Here is a 15,566-nt window from a genome sequence, read left to right as displayed (position 1 = left end):
CTCCCGGAGCTGGCGGACGCCCACGTGCTGCACGTGCCGCCAGGGCCCGACGGCCTGCGCCTCGCGGCCGGCAGGAACGCGGGTGCCGAGCGGGCGATCGCCCTCGGCGCGTCGCTCGTGGTGTTCCTCGACGCGGACTGCGTGCCCGGCCCCGACCTGGTCGCCCGCTACGAGGCCGCCGCGTCGGCGCACCCTCATGCGTTGCTCTGCGGCCCGGTGACGTACCTGCCCGAGGGTCACGTGGGCATGGACGACGACTCGCTCGACGCCGCGACGCGGCCGCACGCGGCGCGCCCCTCGCCCGAGGCCGGCGAGACGGTCGTCGCCGGGCACGACGAGTACCCGCTGTTCTGGTCGCTGTCGTTCGCCCTCGCGGCCGACACCTGGGCGCGGACGGGCGGCTTCGAGCCCGGCTACGAGGGCTACGGCGGCGAGGACACCGACTTCGCGTTCACCGCGCGGTCGCTGGGCCTGCCGCTCGTGTGGGTCGGCGGTGCGCACGCCTACCACCAGTGGCACCCCACGACGTCGCCGCCCTGGCAGCACCTCGACGACATCCTCCGCAACGGCCGACGGTTCGCCGACCGGTGGGGCGAGTGGCCGATGGGCGGCTGGCTCGAGGCGTTCCGCGAAGGAGGCGCGGTGCGCGTCGCCGAGGACGGCGGCTGGGAGCGCGTCACGGCCTGAGCGGTCTGCGCTCCTCGCCTGTCCGCCGGGTGCGGGAGACGGCCCTCGGTCATCCCGACCGGAGCCGGGCGTGCTCGGCGGTGCGCTCGCTGAGGAACGAACAGAGCCGTGCGACGGCGCTCACCTCGGCCGCCAGCGCCGTGACCTGCGCGGACGTCGCCTCGGCGGCGTGCTCGCGGGCCTCGAACGTGACCGTCCACTCGGGCGACCCACCGATCTTGCGACGCAGGTACACCTCGGTCCCGGACGTCTCGAGACGCAGGACGACGAGCCCGGTGTCGACCGTGGTCTCGTCCCACGACGTGTCCACGGCCTGCGGTGCGGCGGCGTCGACCTGCTCGGACGAGTGGAACTCGTCGATCCAGCCCGTGAGCTCGTCCATCGTCAGTCGCGGCACCGCGGTCTCCTCCTGGGTCGACGTCGGCTCGTCCCTGCGGACGAGCTCTGTGGGTCCATCTTGCCCTGGTCGCGGGGCGAGGTCCTGTGGAGGCCGTCCCGGCGTGCGCCCGAGAGGCCGCTCAGTTCCGGATCGTCAGAACACGGCCACCGTCATGCCGGCGGTGCTCGCCGGACGGTCCATGGCGGCGAGGGCGCCGGGCAGGTCGCCGAAGCCGATCGTCAGGCCGATCGACTCCTCGGGCCGCAGCCGGCCCGCGACGACGTCGGCGATCATCGCGGCGTACTCGCCGACCGAGATGCCGTGGCTGCCCAGCAGCTCGAGCTCGTCGGCGATCACTCGGCCCATCGGGATGACGGGGGCGGCTTCGTCGTCGAGGAGGAGCCCCACCTGGACGTGCCTCCCCCTGGGCCGGAGGGAGCGGACCGAGGCTGCGGACGTGGCGCGGCTGCCGTAGGCGTCGAGCGCGACGTGCGCACCGCCTCCGGTGAGGGTCCGGACCGCGTCGACGGCCTGCTCGTCCATCGGGACGACGTCGGCGCCGAGGGCGGCCGCACGCTCGAGCGCCGCGGGCGAGATGTCGACGGCGACGACGCGGGCACCGGCGGCGACGGCCACCGCGATCGCTGACAGGCCGACCCCGCCGCAGCCGAAGACGGCCACCTGCTCGCCCTGCCGGACCCTGGCCCGGTCGTGGAGCGCGTGGTACGCCGTCCCGAAACGGCAGCCGAGCGCGGCCGCGGCCTCGAACCCGACGGCGTCCGGCAGGGCGATCACGTTGACGTCCGCGTGGGGCACGACCACGGACTCGGCCCACGAGCCGGGCAGGGTGAAGCCCGGCTGCTCCTGTCGCGTGCACACCTGGGTCGCGCCTGCTCGGCACTCGTCGCACGTGCCGCAGGCGAAGACGAAGGGGGCGGTGACCCGGTCGCCGACCGAGACCCGGGTGACGCCCGGGCCCACAGCCGTGACGACGCCGGCGAACTCGTGACCGGGTACGTGCGGCAGGTGCACGGAGTCGTCGTGCCCCTTCCAGGCGTGCCAGTCACTGCGGCAGACCCCGGTCGCGGCGACCCTGACGACGACGCCGTCGGCAGAGGGCGCGGGCTCGGGGAGCTCGACGATGGACGGGACGGACCCGAAGTGGTCGTACTGGACGGCGCGCATCCCCCGATCCTGGCACCGACGGGCAACGGCGACCGGAACGGGTGCCGGACACTCGATGCCGCCCGCGTTGCACGCCGCTCGGCCCTCTCCTGCGAGGCGCCGCGAAGCGTGTCAGGATCTGCTCGTGGGCATCTCCGTCGTCATGATGGTCCTGGCGTTCGTCGGGATCGTCGTCAGCATCAGGCACATGCGAGACCTCGGGGCAGGCAGCATCGTGCTCGGGCTCGTCTCCGCGGTCGTGTGCCTGGCGATGCTGCTCATCGGCGCAGCTCTCTTCGCCTGGGCGAGCTCGTAGCCGGCTCCCCTCCGCCCCGCCGAACGACCCTGTCGACGTGCGTCCCCGTGCGGATGGACGCCCGGCCTGCACCGAGATGACGGTGCCATGACCAGCGCGCATCCCGACGGACCTGCGCGACCGTGGCTGCGCACCACTGTGGCCGCGAGCGTTCGGTAACGTCTGACGGTCGATGCACCCGCCGCTCCCTGTCCACCTGACCTGATCCCCATCGCCTCGAGAGGACCCGCAGCATGACCTTCGGAATCGTCTGCATCATCGTCGGTGCACTCGGCGTCGCCGGTGGCATCTGGCTGGCGAGGGAAAAGCGCGCCGCGAGCGTCGTGGGCGGCATCGTCATCGCGCTGCTGTCCCTCGTGCCCATCCTCTTCGGGGCGCTCCTCCTCGCGTACATCGCCGCCCCGTAGCCGCTCAGCTTCGGTCGGGCCGACGAGGGCGAGACCCAGTTGCAGACCCTGACGTGGGAATGACGGCACGATGGATCGCCGGAGGTGGATTTCACCGAGGAGCCCTGGGCGCGGGAAAGCCCCGGCAGGCCGGGGCTTCGTGTCGTGAGGGAAGAACGTGGTGGGCGATACCGGACTCGAACCGATGACCTCTTCCGTGTGAAGGAAGCGCGCTACCAACTGCGCCAATCGCCCCTGATCGGGACTCGTCGATACTAGTGGATCTTGTGACCCCGGCGCCATTCGAGGAGGCCGGCTGCGCCCCTGGCGAGGCGTCGAGGAGGCGACCAAGACACGAACATCTCTCGATTTGTTTTCTGTCCGGGGTCTGGGTAGTGTTCTTCTTGTTCGCAGCGATGCGAAACGAAAGAAACATCGCAGGAATGCGAAACGAAATGCGGATGTGGCGCAGTGGTAGCGCATCACCTTGCCAAGGTGAGGGTCGCGAGTTCGAATCTCGTCATCCGCTCGAGTGTAAAGCTCACCAGAGGGAGTCCACCGATGGTGGCTCCCTCTGGGAGTATCTCATCTGGTGGAGTGGCCGAGAGGCGAGGCACCGGCCTGCAAAGCCGTTCACGCGGGTTCAAATCCCGTCTCCACCTCCATGGACCACCCTCTGGGTCTATGATCGATTCGTCTCCCGAGACGATGACAACTGAACAAGCATGAGCGATTGGCGCAGCGGTAGCGCGCTTCCCTGACACGGAAGAGGTCGCTGGTTCGATCCCAGTATCGCTCACACAGAGAAGGCCCCCGAGAGATCGGGGGCCTTCGTCGTCTCCGCCCGCGCTTCCGTGACCCGGCTCAGCGTCGCGGCCAGGCACTCGCCTCCCCCTGTGCCTGCGCGAGCTACACCCCCAGTTCCGCGCTACACCCCGCGTTCTGAGGGTGTAGCGCCGGATTAGGGGTGTAGCGACGCGTCGAGGTTCCACGTGACCCGTCCGCAGACGCCCGGGCACGCAGAGCGGCCCCGGTCGCGAGGACCGGGGCCGCCTGGGAGGTGCGGTGAGGCGGGGCGCTAGGCGCGCGCGTTCTCGAGCACGTAGCCCTCCTCGCCGTGCAGGGCGAGGTCGATGCCGGCCACCTCGTCCTCGTTCTTCACGCGGAAGCCGATGGTCTTCTCGATCACGAAGCCGATGACGAAGGCGAGCACGAACGAGTAGAGCATGACGGCGACGGCCGAGAGCGCCTGGATGCCGAGCTGCGTGAAGGTGCCGGAGAAGATCAGGCCGGTGTCGTTGGCGAAGATGCCCAGGTAGAGCGTCCCGAGCAGGCCGCCGACGAGGTGGATGCCGACGACGTCGAGGGAGTCGTCGAAGCCGAGCTTGAACTTGAGGTCGATGGCGAGGGCGCAGACGGCGCCGGCGACGACGCCGAGCACGACCGCCCAGCCGGGCGTCAGCGCGGCGCAGGCCGGGGTGATGGCCACGAGTCCGGCGACGGCGCCCGAGGCGGCGCCGACCGAGGTGGCCTTGCCGTCCTTGAGCTTCTCGACGACGAGCCAGCCGAGCACGGCGGCGGCAGGGGCGGCGATCGTGTTGAGGAACGCGAGGGCCGCGACGCCGTCGGCGGCGAGCTCCGAGCCGGCGTTGAAGCCGAACCAGCCGAACCAGAGCAGCCCGGCTCCCAGCAGCACGAAGGGCGGGTTGTGCGGCTTGTCGGCGCCCTTGGCGAAGCCGACGCGCTTGCCGAGCACGAGCGCGAGGGCGAGCGCGGCAGCACCGGCGTTGATGTGGACGGCCGTGCCGCCCGCGAAGTCGATGACGCCCATGGCGGCGATCCAGCCGCCGACCACGTTGCCGTCGTCGTCGGTGGTGAAGTTGAAGACCCAACTCGCGACGGGGAAGTACACGACGGTGGCCCAGACGCCGGCGAAGATCATCCACGCGCCGAACTTGGCACGGTCCGCGATGGCGCCCGAGATGAGCGCGACGGTGATGATCGCGAAGGTCGCCTGGAAGGCGGCGAAGGCGATGGTCGGGTAGTCGCCGGACGGGGCGAGGCTGTCCTGGAAGGCGCTGTCGAGGCCGAGCGACGCGGTGTCGATGCCGAACCAGCCCTGGATGCCGACGAAGGCATCGGAGCCGCCGGGGATCGAGGTCGGGTTGCCGAACGCGATCGCGTAGCCGTAGAGCACCCACAGCACGCCGATCAGGCCCATCGCGCCGAAGCTGAGCATCATCATGCTGATGACGCTCTTGGCCTTGACGAGGCCGCCGTAGAAGAACGCCAGTCCGGGCGTCATGAGCAGCACGAGTGCTGCGCAGATCAGCATGAACGCGGTGTTGCCTTGATCCATGGGTGGTACCTCTCGAGTTCGGGAGCCAGGGGCGCACCGGTCCCGACCCGTCCGCGAGGGTGAGCGGGCTGTGAGCACGGGGCTCGGGCGGTGCGGTCCCCAGTGTCGCGGCGCCTCGTTTCGGACCGTGTGCACCCATGTTTCGGCGATGTAACAGGATCCGGCCCCGTGTGAACAACGCGTTTCCCGAGGCTCCCCGGCAGCAGGGACGACGCCCCGGAACTGCTCGGAGAGGGCTAGGAGGAGGTCAGCGCGACGAGCCGCGACGTCGCGCGCAGGTACTTCTTGCGGTAGCCGCCGGCGAGCATCTCGTCGCTGAACACCTCGTCGAGGGGCGTCCCGGTCGCGAGCACGCGCACCTGCTCGTCGTAGAGGCGGTCGACGAAGGCGACGAAGCGCAGGGCGTCGGTCTGGCTCGTGAGGGGCGTGACGTCGCGCAGCCCGACGGCGTCGAGGCCGCCGATGAGCTTGACGTAGCGGCTGGGGTGCACGGTCGACAGGTGCTGCACGGCAGCCCCGAAGTCGTCGAGGGAGGCGGTGCCCCCGACCGCGGCGACGGCCGCGTCCAGGTCGTCCACGACGTGCGCCCGCGCCTCGACCTCGCGGCGCCGGTAGTCGTTCCCGTCGATGCGGAGGGTGCGGAACCGGTCCGAGAGCCCCTGGATCTCGCGGAGGAAGTCCGCCGCGGCGAAGCGCCCCTCGCCGAGGGCCCCGGGCGGCGTGTTCGAGGTCGCCGCGATGCGCGTGCCCGCGTCGGCGAGGTCGCCGAGCAGGCGGGTCATCATCATCGTGTCGCCCGGGTCGTCCAGCTCGAACTCGTCGATGCAGACGAGCGCCGCGCCCTCGAGCTGCTTCGCCGCCCCCGCGTAGCCGACCGCGCCGACGAGGGCCGTGTACTCGATGAACGTGCCGAAGTAGCGACGGCCTGCCGCGCGGTTGTACGCCGCGGCCAGCAGGTGCGTCTTGCCGACGCCGAAGCCGCCGTCGAGGTACAGGCCGGGAGGCGCCTCCTGCGTCTCCGGGCGACGTCGGAACAGCCCTCGCCGGGCCGGGCGCTCGGCCGCGGCCCAGAAGGAGGCGACGGCCTCGACGGCCTCCGCCTGGGAGGGGAACGCGTCGTCGGGCCGGTAGTTCTCGAGCGAGGCCTCGGCGAACTGCCGCGGCGGGACGAGCTCGGCCACGATCTCGGCGCCCGTGATGGTCGGGGCCCGGTCGACGAGCGACACGACGGTGCGGAGGGGATCGGTGGACATCGGTGCGACCTCGCAGGCGTCGGGACGGGCGCCCGCGGGAATGTCCGGGACGCGATCTGTGTCAGAGTCAGAGGGACCCGGCCGGGGCACACCGTGGGTGCGTAGCCTCGACGGGGCCGCGCGGCGATCCTATCCGCCGCCCCCACGACACCGCCCAGCCCCTCGGGGCAGACCCAGGAGGTACAGCAATGGTCGTCGAGCACGACACGTCCGCACGGTTCAGCGAGTACGCCCACCCCGAGCGCCTCGTCAGCACCGACTGGCTGCAACAGAACCTGGGCACGCCTGGCCTCGTCGTCGTCGAGTCCGACGAGGACGTGCTGCTCTGGGACACCGGCCACATCGCGGGCGCCGTCAAGATCGACTGGCACCTCGACCTCAACGACCCCGTGCAGCGCGACTACGTCGACGGTGAGGCGTTCGCCGCCCTGATGTCCCGCAGCGGGATCTCCCGCGACAGCACCGTCGTGATCTACGGCGACAAGAACAACTGGTGGGCCGCCTACGCCCTGTGGGTCTTCTCCCTCTTCGGCCACGACGACGTGCGCCTGCTCGACGGCGGACGAGCCGCCTGGGAGGCGGAGGGCCGTGGGTACACGACCGACGCCCCCGAGCCGGTCGCCACCGACTACCCCGTCGTCGAGCGCGACGACAGCCGCATCCGCGCCTACAAGGACGACGTGCTCGCGCACCTCGGCTCGCCCCTGATCGACGTCCGCTCCCCCGAGGAGTACTCGGGCGAGCGGACCACCGCGCCGGCCTACCCCGAAGAGGGCGCGCTGCGCGCCGGCCACATCCCGTCGGCCCAGAACGTGCCGTGGGGCAAGGCGGCGGCCGAGGACGGCCGTTTCCGCAGCCTCGGCGAGCTCGACGCGATCTACCGCGACGGAGCCGGCCTCTCCGACGGGGACGACGTGGTCGCCTACTGCCGCATCGGCGAGCGGTCGAGCCACACGTGGTTCGTGCTGCACCACCTGATGGGGTTCGAGAACGTCCGCAACTACGACGGCTCGTGGACCGAGTGGGGCAGCGCGGTGCGCGTGCCGATCGTGCAGGGCGTGGAGCCCGGCACGGTCCCGGGGCGCTGAGCGCCGTGTCGGCCTCCGAGCCCGGGGCGCTCCCCCGCGTCCTGGCGGAGACCCGTGAGGACTTCCTCGCCCTCGACGTGAAGGACCGGCTGCAGCTGCTGCTCGAGTTCTCGGACGAGCTGCCGTCGCTGCCCGCGGAGTACGAGGGCCACCCTGACCTGCTCGAGCGCGTGGAGGAGTGCCAGTCGCCCGTGTTCATCTTCGTCGAGGTGTCCGACGACGTCGTGACGATGCACGCGACGGCTCCTCGCGAGGCGCCGACGACCCGCGGCTTCGCCTCGATCCTCGCCCAGGGGCTGAGCGGCCTGTCGGTGCGCGAGGTGCTGGAGGACGTCCCCGACGACTACCCGCAGACGATCGGCCTCGGCGTGGCGGTCAGCCCGCTCCGCGTGCGGGGCATGACGGCGCTGCTCGCCCGGGCCAAGCGCCAGGTCCGAGAGAAGTCGGCGGCGTGACCCTGCGGGTGCTGCACCCGGCTGCTGCGCGGGGTGCGGGCACCGGCGCGCTCGTCGAGGCGGACCCTGTCGTCGAGGCAGGCACGGTCGTGGAGGCAGGCACCGACGAGGGGCGGGCGCGTCTGCGGGAGCTCTACGCGCCTCCTGCGGCCGACTGGCTGCGCCTCAACCTGATCGCGGCCGTCAGCGGCGACGCGGCGGGCGAGGACGGCACCTCCGACACGCTGAGCAACGCCGACGACCGTGCCGTGCTGGCCGCCATCCGCGACCTCGCCGACGGGGTGCTCGTCGGCGCCGCGAGCGTCCGCGCCGAGGGCTACCGGGTGCCCCGGTCAGCCCAGCTCGTGGTGCTGACGGCCAGCGGCGACCTCAGCGGACACCGGATGGACCCGGAGCGCGCCGACCGCGTCGTCGTCGTCTGCCCGGCCGCGGCGGTCGACCGCGTGACGGAGACCCTCGGCGCCGACGTCGCGGCCCGCGCGACCGTCCTCGTCGTCGACGACGACCACGGCGTGGTGGCTCCTGCGACCCTGGTCGACCGCCTCCGCGGCCACGGCCTGCGCTCGCTCGTCTGCGAGGGCGGCCCCTCGCTGGCCGGGCAGCTGCTGCACGACGGCCTCGTCGACGAGCTCTGCCTCTCCACCTCGCCCGTCGTCATCGGGAGCGGGCTGCCCGTCTTCGGCCGGGAGCGGTTCGACCCGTCGCGGCTCTCCCTCAGCCAGCTGATGATGGACGACCAGAGCGCCCTGTACGCACGCTGGCTCGTGGAAGACGGCCCAGCCACTCGGCGATGACCGCCTCGAAGCGCTCGGGGTCGTAGTTCCAGATCTTCGTGTGCCGGGCGACCTCGAACACCTCGAGCTGCACGATGTCCGGACGGGCGGCGGCGAGGGCGTGCGAGGCCGTCGACGGCACGAAGCCGTCGTCGTCGCTGTGCAGCACCAGCACGGGGACGCGCAGCTCGCCGGCCCGCTCGACCAGGTCGAGACGATCGAGGTCGAGCGGCTCGGACCGGCCGCTCAGCCGTGCCGCCCGAGGGGACTGCAGGAGACGCATCGCCAGCTCCTGCACGACCCGCGGCACGCGCATGGCCGTCCCCTGGTAGCGGAGGGTGGTGCGCCAGTCGACCACGGGCGACTCGAGCACGACCCCGGCCACGCGGTCGCGGTGCTCGGCACGGGTCACGGCCTGCAGCACGGTGGCGCCGCCCATCGACCAGCCCATCAGCACGATCGACGTCGCGCCGTGATCGACGGCCCAGCTCATGGCGGCCTCGACGTCGGTCCACTCCGCGTCGCCGAGCGCGTACCGGCCGTCGGCCGACCGGGGTGCCTCGGTGTCGTTGCGATACGACACGAGCAGCGAGGTGAGCCCCGCACGATGGAAGACCGGCGCCGCGCGCACGGTCTCGGCCCGGGTCACGCCGCGCCCGTGCACGCCGATCATCCACGGCCCGTCCGTGCCGTCCGGACCCGGCACGAGCCACGCCGGCGCCGGCCCGACCGGGGTCCCGACCTCGACGTCCTCGACCGTCAGCCCGGCGTCGCGCGGCGACCGCCACAGCCAGCCGCCGATCCGTCCGGCGCGCGCCGTGGCCAGGTCGCCCACGTCGACGGCCTCGACACGGCGCACGACGCGGCCCCGCTCCTCCCACACGACCTCGCCGAGGCGGGCGTGCCCCCTCCCGTGGTCGAACCAGAAGCTGTAGCGGCCCGGGAGGCGCGTGTCGGCGTTCGCCGCGAGGGTCACCGTCGCTGCCACGGGGTCGTGCCCGAGCACCCGGACGTCGTCAGGGCGGCGCCGCGCCGGCGTGACGACCTTCCGCGCCATGGTGACCGCACCCGCCGCCAGGGCGAGCGACGCCGCGACCACGGTGCCGCCGACGGAGACGGACACGACGAGGCCGGCCAGGGCTGCCGGCGTGCGGCGAGGGCGTGTGCGTGGGTGACGGGACATCGAGACCTCCGGGCGGACGGGGCGGAGCGACGGGGGCACGTGCGCAGGGGCACCTGCGGCGTGCCGCTCGGCTGTGAGCCGGGTGGGAGCCTAGTCTGCTGAGGTGTCCGACACCTCCTCGCCGCCGGTCCCGGCCGCGTTCGCCGCCGCGTCGGCCGCCGTCCGCGAGGCCCTCTCGCGCGACGACCTCGCCGTGTCCGAGATCCCCGCCCCCGGCGGCCTCGCCCCGCACGCCCTCGCCCTCACCGGCGACGTGGTGGGCGCGTCCGGGCGGGCCGACGCCGAGCTCGGCACCGGACGCTTCGTCCTGCTGTACGACGAGAGCGCGCCCGAGGCGTGGGGCGGCGTCTTCCGCGTCGTCTGCTTCGCGCAGGCCCCGCTCGAGACCGACCTCGCCCTCGATCCCTTCGTCGCGGACGTCGCGTGGTCCTGGCTGGTCGACTCGCTCGACGCAGGAGGCGCCTCCCGGCACTCCGCCTCGGGCACCGCCACGAAGGTGCTCTCGTCCGGCTACGGCGAGCTCGCCGCCCAGGGCGACGGGGCCCAGCTCGAGCTGCGCGCCTCGTGGACCCCCACCAGCACCGACCTCGCCCCCCACGTCGCCGCGTGGAGCGAGCTGATCTGCACCCTCGCGGGCCTGCCGCCGACCGTCGAGGGCGTCACGCTCCTCGCGTCGCGTCGCGTGGGCCGCGACTGACCCCCCGGAACGACGGAGACATGAGCGCCCCCACACCCGAGTCATCCCCGGTCGACGAGTCGTCGACCTCCTCCCCCGCCGTCACGGTCGCCCCGGCGACGATCGTCCCGCGCGCCGCGACCGCCGACTCGGTGCACGGCGAGGTGCACGTCATCGCCGACCGCGAGGCCTACCTCGAGGCCGTGGAGGCGATCGCCGCGGGGCACGGACCGGTCTCGATCGACGCCGAGCGCGCCTCCGGCTACCGGTACTCGCAGCGCGCCTACCTCATCCAGGTGTTCCGGCGAGGCAGCGGCGTGTTCCTGTTCGACCCCCCGGCCATCGGCTCGTTCGACGAGCTGCAGGCCGTCATCGGCCACGAGGAGTGGGTGCTGCACGCCGCGAGCCAAGATCTCGCGTGCCTGCGCGAGGTCGGGCTCGACCCCGACCTCGTCTTCGACACCGAGCTCGGCGCCCGTCTGGCGGGCCTGCCCAAGGTCGGCCTCGGCGCCGTGGTCGAGCAGCTGCTCGGGGTCCACCTAGCCAAGGAGCACTCGGCCGCCGACTGGTCGACGCGGCCCCTGCCGCAGAGCTGGCTCGTCTACGCCGCCCTCGACGTCGAGCTGCTCGTCGACCTCCGCGACGCGATGGCCGAGCTGCTCGAGCGCGACGGCAAGCTCGACATCGCCCGCCAGGAGTTCGCGGCCACGGTGGCACGAGAGGCCAAGCCGGCCAAGGCCGAGCCCTGGCGTCGGCTGACCGGCCTGCACACCGTCCGCGGCGCCCGCGGGCTCGCCGTCGCCCGCGAGCTCTGGCAGGCCCGGGACGACTACGCCCGCCAGGTCGACACGGCCGCCGGCCGGCTCGTGCCCGACCAGTCGCTCGTGGCCGCGACGAAGGCGCAGCCCGCCGACAAGCGCGCCCTCGCCGGCGTGAAGGAGTTCGTCGGACGCGCCAGCCGCAGCGAGCTCGACCGCTGGTGGGCCGCGATCGAGCGCGGCATGGCGACCCGTGACCTGCCTTCCTCCCGCGGGCCGGCGGGCGACACCCTGCCGCCTCCTCGCAGCTGGGCCGACAAGAACCCGATGGCCGACGCGCGCCTCCGGCACGCACGCCCCGCGGTGGCCGAGATCGCCGAGGGACTCGACCTGCCCGTCGAGAACCTGCTCACGCCCGAGCTGCTGCGGCGCCTCTGCTGGGAGCCGCCGATCCCGTTCGACACCGAGACGCTGGCGGCGGCCCTCGTCGAGCTCGGCGCGCGCCCGTGGCAGGTCGACGCCGTCGCCGAGCGACTGGCCGAGGCCTTTGTCGACGCCCACCAAGAACCCGAGAGCGACCCCGCCGACGCTTCGTAGCAATCCGCGAAGGATTCTCCCGGCATCAGGCCCCTCCCTAGGATCGGAGCAGTTCCGAGCACTGGAGGCACTGTGGCCGACACGACAGACGTGGTCTTCGTCGACGGGGTACGCACCCCGTTCGGCAGGGCCGGAGAAAAAGGCATGTACTGGGGAACGAGGGCCGACGACCTCGTCGTGAAGGCCATGAAGGGCCTGCTCGAGCGCAACCCCTCGCTCCCCCGCGACCGCGTCGACGACGTCGCGATCGCCGCCACGACTCAGCAGGGCGACCAGGGCCTGACCCTCGGTCGCACCACGGCCCTCCTGGCGGGGCTGCCCCGCTCGGTGCCCGGCTTCGCGATCGACCGCATGTGCGCCGGTGCCATGACGAGCGTGACGACCCTCGCCGGCGGCATCGCGTTCGGCGCCTACGACGTCGTCCTCGCGGGCGGCGTCGAGCACATGGGCCGGCACCCGATGGGCTTCGCGGCCGATCCCAACCCCCGGTTCCTCACGGAGAAGCTGGTCAGCGGCGACGCCCTGAACATGGGCTCGACCGCCGAGCGGATCCACGACCGGTTCCCGCAGCTCACCAAGGAGCGCTCCGACCGCTTCGCCCTGCGGTCGCAGCAGAAGCTCGCCGCCGCCTACGACGCGGGCCACATCCAGCCCGACCTCGTGCCGGTCGCGGTGCAGACGCCCGAGGGCTGGGGCCTGGCCACGCGCGACGAGGCGCCACGGCCCGAGACCACGATGGAGGGGCTGGCCGGGCTGCGGACGCCGTTCCGCCCCCACGGGCGGGTCACCGCCGGCAACTCGTCGGGGCTGAACGACGGTGCGACCGTCAGCCTGCTCGCCTCCCGCGGCGCGGCCGACGAGCTCGGCCTCGGCGTCAAGATGCGCCTCGTCAGCTTCGCCTACGCCGGGGTCGAGCCCGAGATCATGGGCATCGGCCCGGTGCCCTCGACGGAGAAGGCCCTGCGCAAGGCGGGGCTGACGATCGACGACATCGGCCTGTTCGAGCTGAACGAGGCCTTCGCCGTGCAGGTCCTCTCGCTGCTCGACCACTTCGGCATCGACGACGACGACCCTCGCGTCAACCCCTGGGGCGGCGCCATCGCCGTGGGCCACCCGCTCGCGTCGTCGGGCGTCCGCCTGATGATCCAGCTGGCCCGCCAGTTCGAGCAGCACCCCGAGGTCCGCTACGGGCTCACGGCCATGTGCGTCGGCCTCGGCCAGGGCGGCAGCGTCATCTGGGAGAACCCCCACTACTCACGGAAGGCGGCTCGATCGTGAGCAGCGCAGTCGACCAGCTCACCGCCCTCAGCGCCGACGAGGTGGTGACGCACTCGTTCGTCCGGGACGTGCCGCTGCCCTCGGGCGGCGTCCTCGCCCTCGTCACGCTCGACAACGGCCGCGACCACAAGCGGCCGAGCACGCTGGGGCCCGCGACCCTCGTCGAGCTGTCCGCGACCCTGGACGGCCTCCGGGCCCGCGCCTCCCGCGGCGAGGTCCAGGCCATCGCGGTCACCGGCAAGCCCTACTTCCTGGCCGCCGGCGCCGACCTCAGCAAGGTCAGCCAGATCCCGAGCCGCGACGTGGCCCGCGAGCTGGCTCGCCTCGGCCACTCGACCCTCAGCAAGCTGCACGACGCCGGGGTCCCGACGTTCGTCTTCGTGAACGGCCTGGCCCTGGGAGGCGGGCTCGAGATTGCCCTGCACGCCGACTACCGCACGGTCGACTCGTCCGCGGCGGCCATCGCCCTGCCCGAGGTGTTCCTCGGCATCGTCCCCGCATGGGGCGGCGCCTGGCTGCTGCCGAACCTCATCGGGATCGAGAACGCGCTCAAGGTCGTCCTCGAGAACCCGCTCAAGAACAACCGCACGCTCAAGGCCGCGCAGGCCCTCGAGCTCGGCATCGTCGACGTCGAGTTCGGCCCGGCCGCGTTCCTCGAGGACTCGATCCGCTGGGCCGACGGCGTCGTGGCGGGTCGCACGAAGGTCGCCCGGCCGAACGTGCCCGGCAAGATCGAGCGCGCCGTCAAGTGGGGCGCGGCGATCTCGATCGCCCGCAAGTCGCTCGAGTCGCGGATCGGCACGGTGGCACGGTCGCCCTGGGTCGCCCTCGACCTGCTGGAGGCAGCGCGGAACACCGACCGGGCGACGGGGTTCGCCGCCGAGGACGAGGCCCTGGCCGAGCTCGTGTCCGGTGACCAGTTCCACGCCAGCATGTACGCGTTCGACCTGGTGCAGAAGCGGGCGAAGAAGCCTGCCGGTGCCCCCTCCCCCGACGTGGCGCGCAAGGTCGGCAAGGTCGGGGTGGTGGGCGCAGGCCTCATGGCCAGCCAGTTCGCGCTGCTCTTCGTCCGGCGCCTGCAGGTCCCGGTGGTCATCACCGACATCGACCAGGCCCGCGTCGACGCCGGCGTCGAGCGCATCCGCGGCGAGATCCTGCAGCTGGCCGAGAAGGGCCGCATCTCGGGCGACGAGTCGAACCGCCTCACCGCCCTGGTGACCGGCACGACCGACCTCGCCGACTTCGCCGACGCGGACTGGGTCATCGAGGCCGTCTTCGAGGAACTGGGCGTCAAGCAGGAGGTCTTCGCGAACGTCGAAGCAGTGGTCTCGGAGACGACGGTGCTGGCCACGAACACCTCCTCGCTCAGCGTCGAGCAGATCGGGGCCCGCCTCGCGCACCCCGAGCGGCTCGTCGGCTTCCACTTCTTCAACCCGGTCGCGGTCATGCCGTTGATCGAGGTCGTGAAGGCCCCGGCGACCGACGAGGCGACCCTCAGCACGGCGATGGTGACGGCAGCCGCCCTGCGGAAGAACGCCGTCATCACCGCTGACACCCCCGGCTTCGTCGTGAACCGCATCCTGGCCAAGCTGCTCGGCGAGGCCATGCACGCCGTCGAGACGGGCACCCCCTTCGAGACGGTCGAGCGGGCCACCGCGCCGTTCGGCCTCCCGATGACTCCGTTCGAGCTGCTCGAGCTCGTCGGCCTCACCATCGGGGCGCACGTGCTCGACACGCACCACGCGGCGTTCCCCGGGCGCTTCTTCGCCAGTGACGGCCTGCACCGGCTCGCCGAGCACGGCCGCGTCTTCGAGCGCGACGCCAAGGGGCGCCGCAAGGGCTTCGACAAGAAGGCCGTCGCCCTCGTCGCCGGCGAGGGCACTCCCCTCACGGACGACGAGCTGCGGCGCCGCATCGAGGACGGCCTCGCCGAAGAGGTGGGCCGGATGCTCGACGACGGGGTGGTCGCGGCGGCCGAGGACATCGACCTCTGTCTCGTCCTGGGCGCGGGCTGGCCGTTCCAGATGGGCGGCGTGACGCCCTACCTCGACCGGGTCGGAGCCTCTGAGCGGGTGCGGGGACGCGCGTTCCACGACCCCCTCGTGGTCGGCCCGGAGCACACGGTGCGCGTCCCGGCCTGAGCCGAGCGTCCCGGCGTCCGCCGAGGAGGCGCTCGTCCCGTCACGAGGGAGGGCCCCGACAACCTGGTCGTCG

At 72.5% G+C, this 15,566-nt stretch carries 15 protein-coding genes and 4 tRNA genes; 13 read left to right on the top strand and 6 right to left on the bottom strand.

The window, feature by feature from the left end; genetic code table 11:
- On the top strand, positions 1-687 hold a 687-nt coding region (locus RWM17_RS03560), incomplete at its 5' end, for a galactosyltransferase-related protein (RefSeq protein WP_314101416.1).
- A 49-nt stretch (positions 688-736) separates the two neighbouring features.
- Here RWM17_RS03560 and RWM17_RS03555 read toward each other — a convergent pair.
- Positions 737-1,084 (bottom strand): hypothetical protein, encoded by a 348-nt coding sequence (locus RWM17_RS03555; protein WP_148050027.1) that lies wholly within the window; start codon positions 1,082-1,084, stop codon positions 737-739.
- Between the two features lie 135 nt (positions 1,085-1,219).
- Positions 1,220-2,251: an alcohol dehydrogenase catalytic domain-containing protein gene (locus tag RWM17_RS03550; protein WP_314101411.1), complete on the bottom strand. Its 1,032-nt coding sequence runs from the start codon at positions 2,249-2,251 to the stop codon at positions 1,220-1,222.
- A gap of 124 nt (positions 2,252-2,375) precedes the next feature.
- On the opposite strand from RWM17_RS03550, the gene RWM17_RS03545 reads away from it, so the two are divergent.
- Complete coding sequence (locus tag RWM17_RS03545; RefSeq protein WP_314101409.1) at positions 2,376-2,546, top strand: hypothetical protein; 171 nt, start codon at positions 2,376-2,378, stop codon at positions 2,544-2,546.
- Between the two features lie 233 nt (positions 2,547-2,779).
- Positions 2,780-2,953 carry a hypothetical protein gene (locus tag RWM17_RS03540; RefSeq protein ID WP_314101406.1) on the top strand — a complete coding sequence of 58 codons (174 nt, stop codon included), beginning with the start codon at positions 2,780-2,782 and terminating at the stop codon, positions 2,951-2,953.
- Between the two features lie 158 nt (positions 2,954-3,111).
- Here RWM17_RS03540 and RWM17_RS03535 read toward each other — a convergent pair.
- Positions 3,112-3,187 (bottom strand) — tRNA-Val (locus RWM17_RS03535).
- 202 nt (positions 3,188-3,389) lie between these two features.
- Between RWM17_RS03535 and RWM17_RS03530 the strand changes: the two genes are divergently transcribed.
- From RWM17_RS03530 to RWM17_RS03520, 3 genes are all read left to right on the top strand, one after another.
- Positions 3,390-3,461 (top strand) — tRNA-Gly (locus RWM17_RS03530).
- 62 nt (positions 3,462-3,523) lie between these two features.
- A tRNA-Cys gene (locus RWM17_RS03525) sits at positions 3,524-3,597 on the top strand.
- Between the two features lie 62 nt (positions 3,598-3,659).
- Positions 3,660-3,731, top strand: a tRNA-Val gene (locus tag RWM17_RS03520).
- Between the two features lie 279 nt (positions 3,732-4,010).
- On the opposite strand, the gene RWM17_RS03515 is transcribed toward RWM17_RS03520, so the two are convergent.
- Positions 4,011-5,291 (bottom strand): ammonium transporter, encoded by a 1,281-nt coding sequence (locus RWM17_RS03515; RefSeq protein WP_314101403.1) that lies wholly within the window; start codon positions 5,289-5,291, stop codon positions 4,011-4,013.
- A gap of 236 nt (positions 5,292-5,527) precedes the next feature.
- Positions 5,528-6,544, bottom strand: a complete 1,017-nt coding sequence (gene zapE / locus RWM17_RS03510; protein WP_314101401.1) for a cell division protein ZapE — start codon at positions 6,542-6,544, stop codon at positions 5,528-5,530.
- Between the two features lie 188 nt (positions 6,545-6,732).
- On the opposite strand from zapE, the gene RWM17_RS03505 reads away from it, so the two are divergent.
- Genes RWM17_RS03505 through RWM17_RS03495 form a run of 3 tightly spaced genes read left to right on the top strand, consistent with a single transcriptional unit; the run spans position 6,733 to position 8,881 of the window.
- The gene (locus RWM17_RS03505; RefSeq protein WP_123545987.1) at positions 6,733-7,632 is read left to right on the top strand and encodes a sulfurtransferase; all 900 of its coding nucleotides are present in this window, start codon (positions 6,733-6,735) and stop codon (positions 7,630-7,632) included.
- Positions 7,633-7,637: 5 nt separating this feature from the next.
- Positions 7,638-8,087 (top strand): SufE family protein, encoded by a 450-nt coding sequence (locus RWM17_RS03500; RefSeq protein WP_123545989.1) that lies wholly within the window; start codon positions 7,638-7,640, stop codon positions 8,085-8,087.
- Positions 8,084-8,881 carry a dihydrofolate reductase family protein gene (locus RWM17_RS03495; RefSeq protein WP_314101397.1) on the top strand — a complete coding sequence of 266 codons (798 nt, stop codon included), beginning with the start codon at positions 8,084-8,086 and terminating at the stop codon, positions 8,879-8,881. Before RWM17_RS03500 ends, RWM17_RS03495 begins: the two co-directional genes overlap by 4 nt.
- Here RWM17_RS03495 and RWM17_RS03490 read toward each other — a convergent pair.
- The gene (locus RWM17_RS03490; protein WP_314101394.1) at positions 8,802-10,043 is read right to left on the bottom strand and encodes an alpha/beta fold hydrolase; all 1,242 of its coding nucleotides are present in this window, start codon (positions 10,041-10,043) and stop codon (positions 8,802-8,804) included. The genes RWM17_RS03495 and RWM17_RS03490 overlap by 80 nt on opposite strands.
- A 103-nt stretch (positions 10,044-10,146) precedes the next feature.
- Between RWM17_RS03490 and RWM17_RS03485 the strand changes: the two genes are divergently transcribed.
- From RWM17_RS03485 to RWM17_RS03470, 4 genes are all read left to right on the top strand, one after another.
- Positions 10,147-10,740: a DUF3000 domain-containing protein gene (locus tag RWM17_RS03485; protein WP_314101392.1), complete on the top strand. Its 594-nt coding sequence runs from the start codon at positions 10,147-10,149 to the stop codon at positions 10,738-10,740.
- Between the two features lie 20 nt (positions 10,741-10,760).
- Positions 10,761-12,074, top strand: coding sequence for an HRDC domain-containing protein (locus RWM17_RS03480; RefSeq protein ID WP_314101389.1), 1,314 nt, complete (start codon positions 10,761-10,763; stop codon positions 12,072-12,074).
- Between the two features lie 72 nt (positions 12,075-12,146).
- Positions 12,147-13,352 carry a thiolase family protein gene (locus RWM17_RS03475; protein WP_314101386.1) on the top strand — a complete coding sequence of 402 codons (1,206 nt, stop codon included), beginning with the start codon at positions 12,147-12,149 and terminating at the stop codon, positions 13,350-13,352.
- Positions 13,349-15,493, top strand: a complete 2,145-nt coding sequence (locus RWM17_RS03470) for a 3-hydroxyacyl-CoA dehydrogenase NAD-binding domain-containing protein (protein ID WP_314101382.1) — start codon at positions 13,349-13,351, stop codon at positions 15,491-15,493. Before RWM17_RS03475 ends, RWM17_RS03470 begins: the two co-directional genes overlap by 4 nt.
- The last annotated feature ends 73 nt before the right edge of the window (positions 15,494-15,566 follow it).

Origin of the sequence: uncultured Frigoribacterium sp., assembly GCF_963515265.1 — a bacterium.
In the GTDB taxonomy this organism is placed as follows: Bacteria; Actinomycetota; Actinomycetes; order Actinomycetales; family Microbacteriaceae; genus Frigoribacterium.
The sequence above is the reverse complement of the archived record's forward strand: the minus strand, read 5'-3'. Positions and strand labels throughout refer to the sequence as shown.

What these genes read in the sequence shown, in the direction of transcription:
- RWM17_RS03550 (WP_314101411.1), bottom strand. Translation starts at nt 2,251, where the DNA reads ATGCGCGCCGTCCAGTACGACCACTTCGGGTCCGTCCCGTCCATCGTC.
- RWM17_RS03540 (WP_314101406.1), top strand. Translation starts at nt 2,780, where the DNA reads ATGACCTTCGGAATCGTCTGCATCATCGTCGGTGCACTCGGCGTCGCC.
- RWM17_RS03515 (WP_314101403.1), bottom strand. Translation starts at nt 5,291, where the DNA reads ATGGATCAAGGCAACACCGCGTTCATGCTGATCTGCGCAGCACTCGTG.
- zapE (WP_314101401.1), bottom strand. Translation starts at nt 6,544, where the DNA reads ATGTCCACCGATCCCCTCCGCACCGTCGTGTCGCTCGTCGACCGGGCC.
- RWM17_RS03505 (WP_123545987.1), top strand. Translation starts at nt 6,733, where the DNA reads ATGGTCGTCGAGCACGACACGTCCGCACGGTTCAGCGAGTACGCCCAC.
- RWM17_RS03490 (WP_314101394.1), bottom strand. Translation starts at nt 10,043, where the DNA reads ATGTCCCGTCACCCACGCACACGCCCTCGCCGCACGCCGGCAGCCCTG.
- RWM17_RS03480 (WP_314101389.1), top strand. Translation starts at nt 10,761, where the DNA reads ATGAGCGCCCCCACACCCGAGTCATCCCCGGTCGACGAGTCGTCGACC.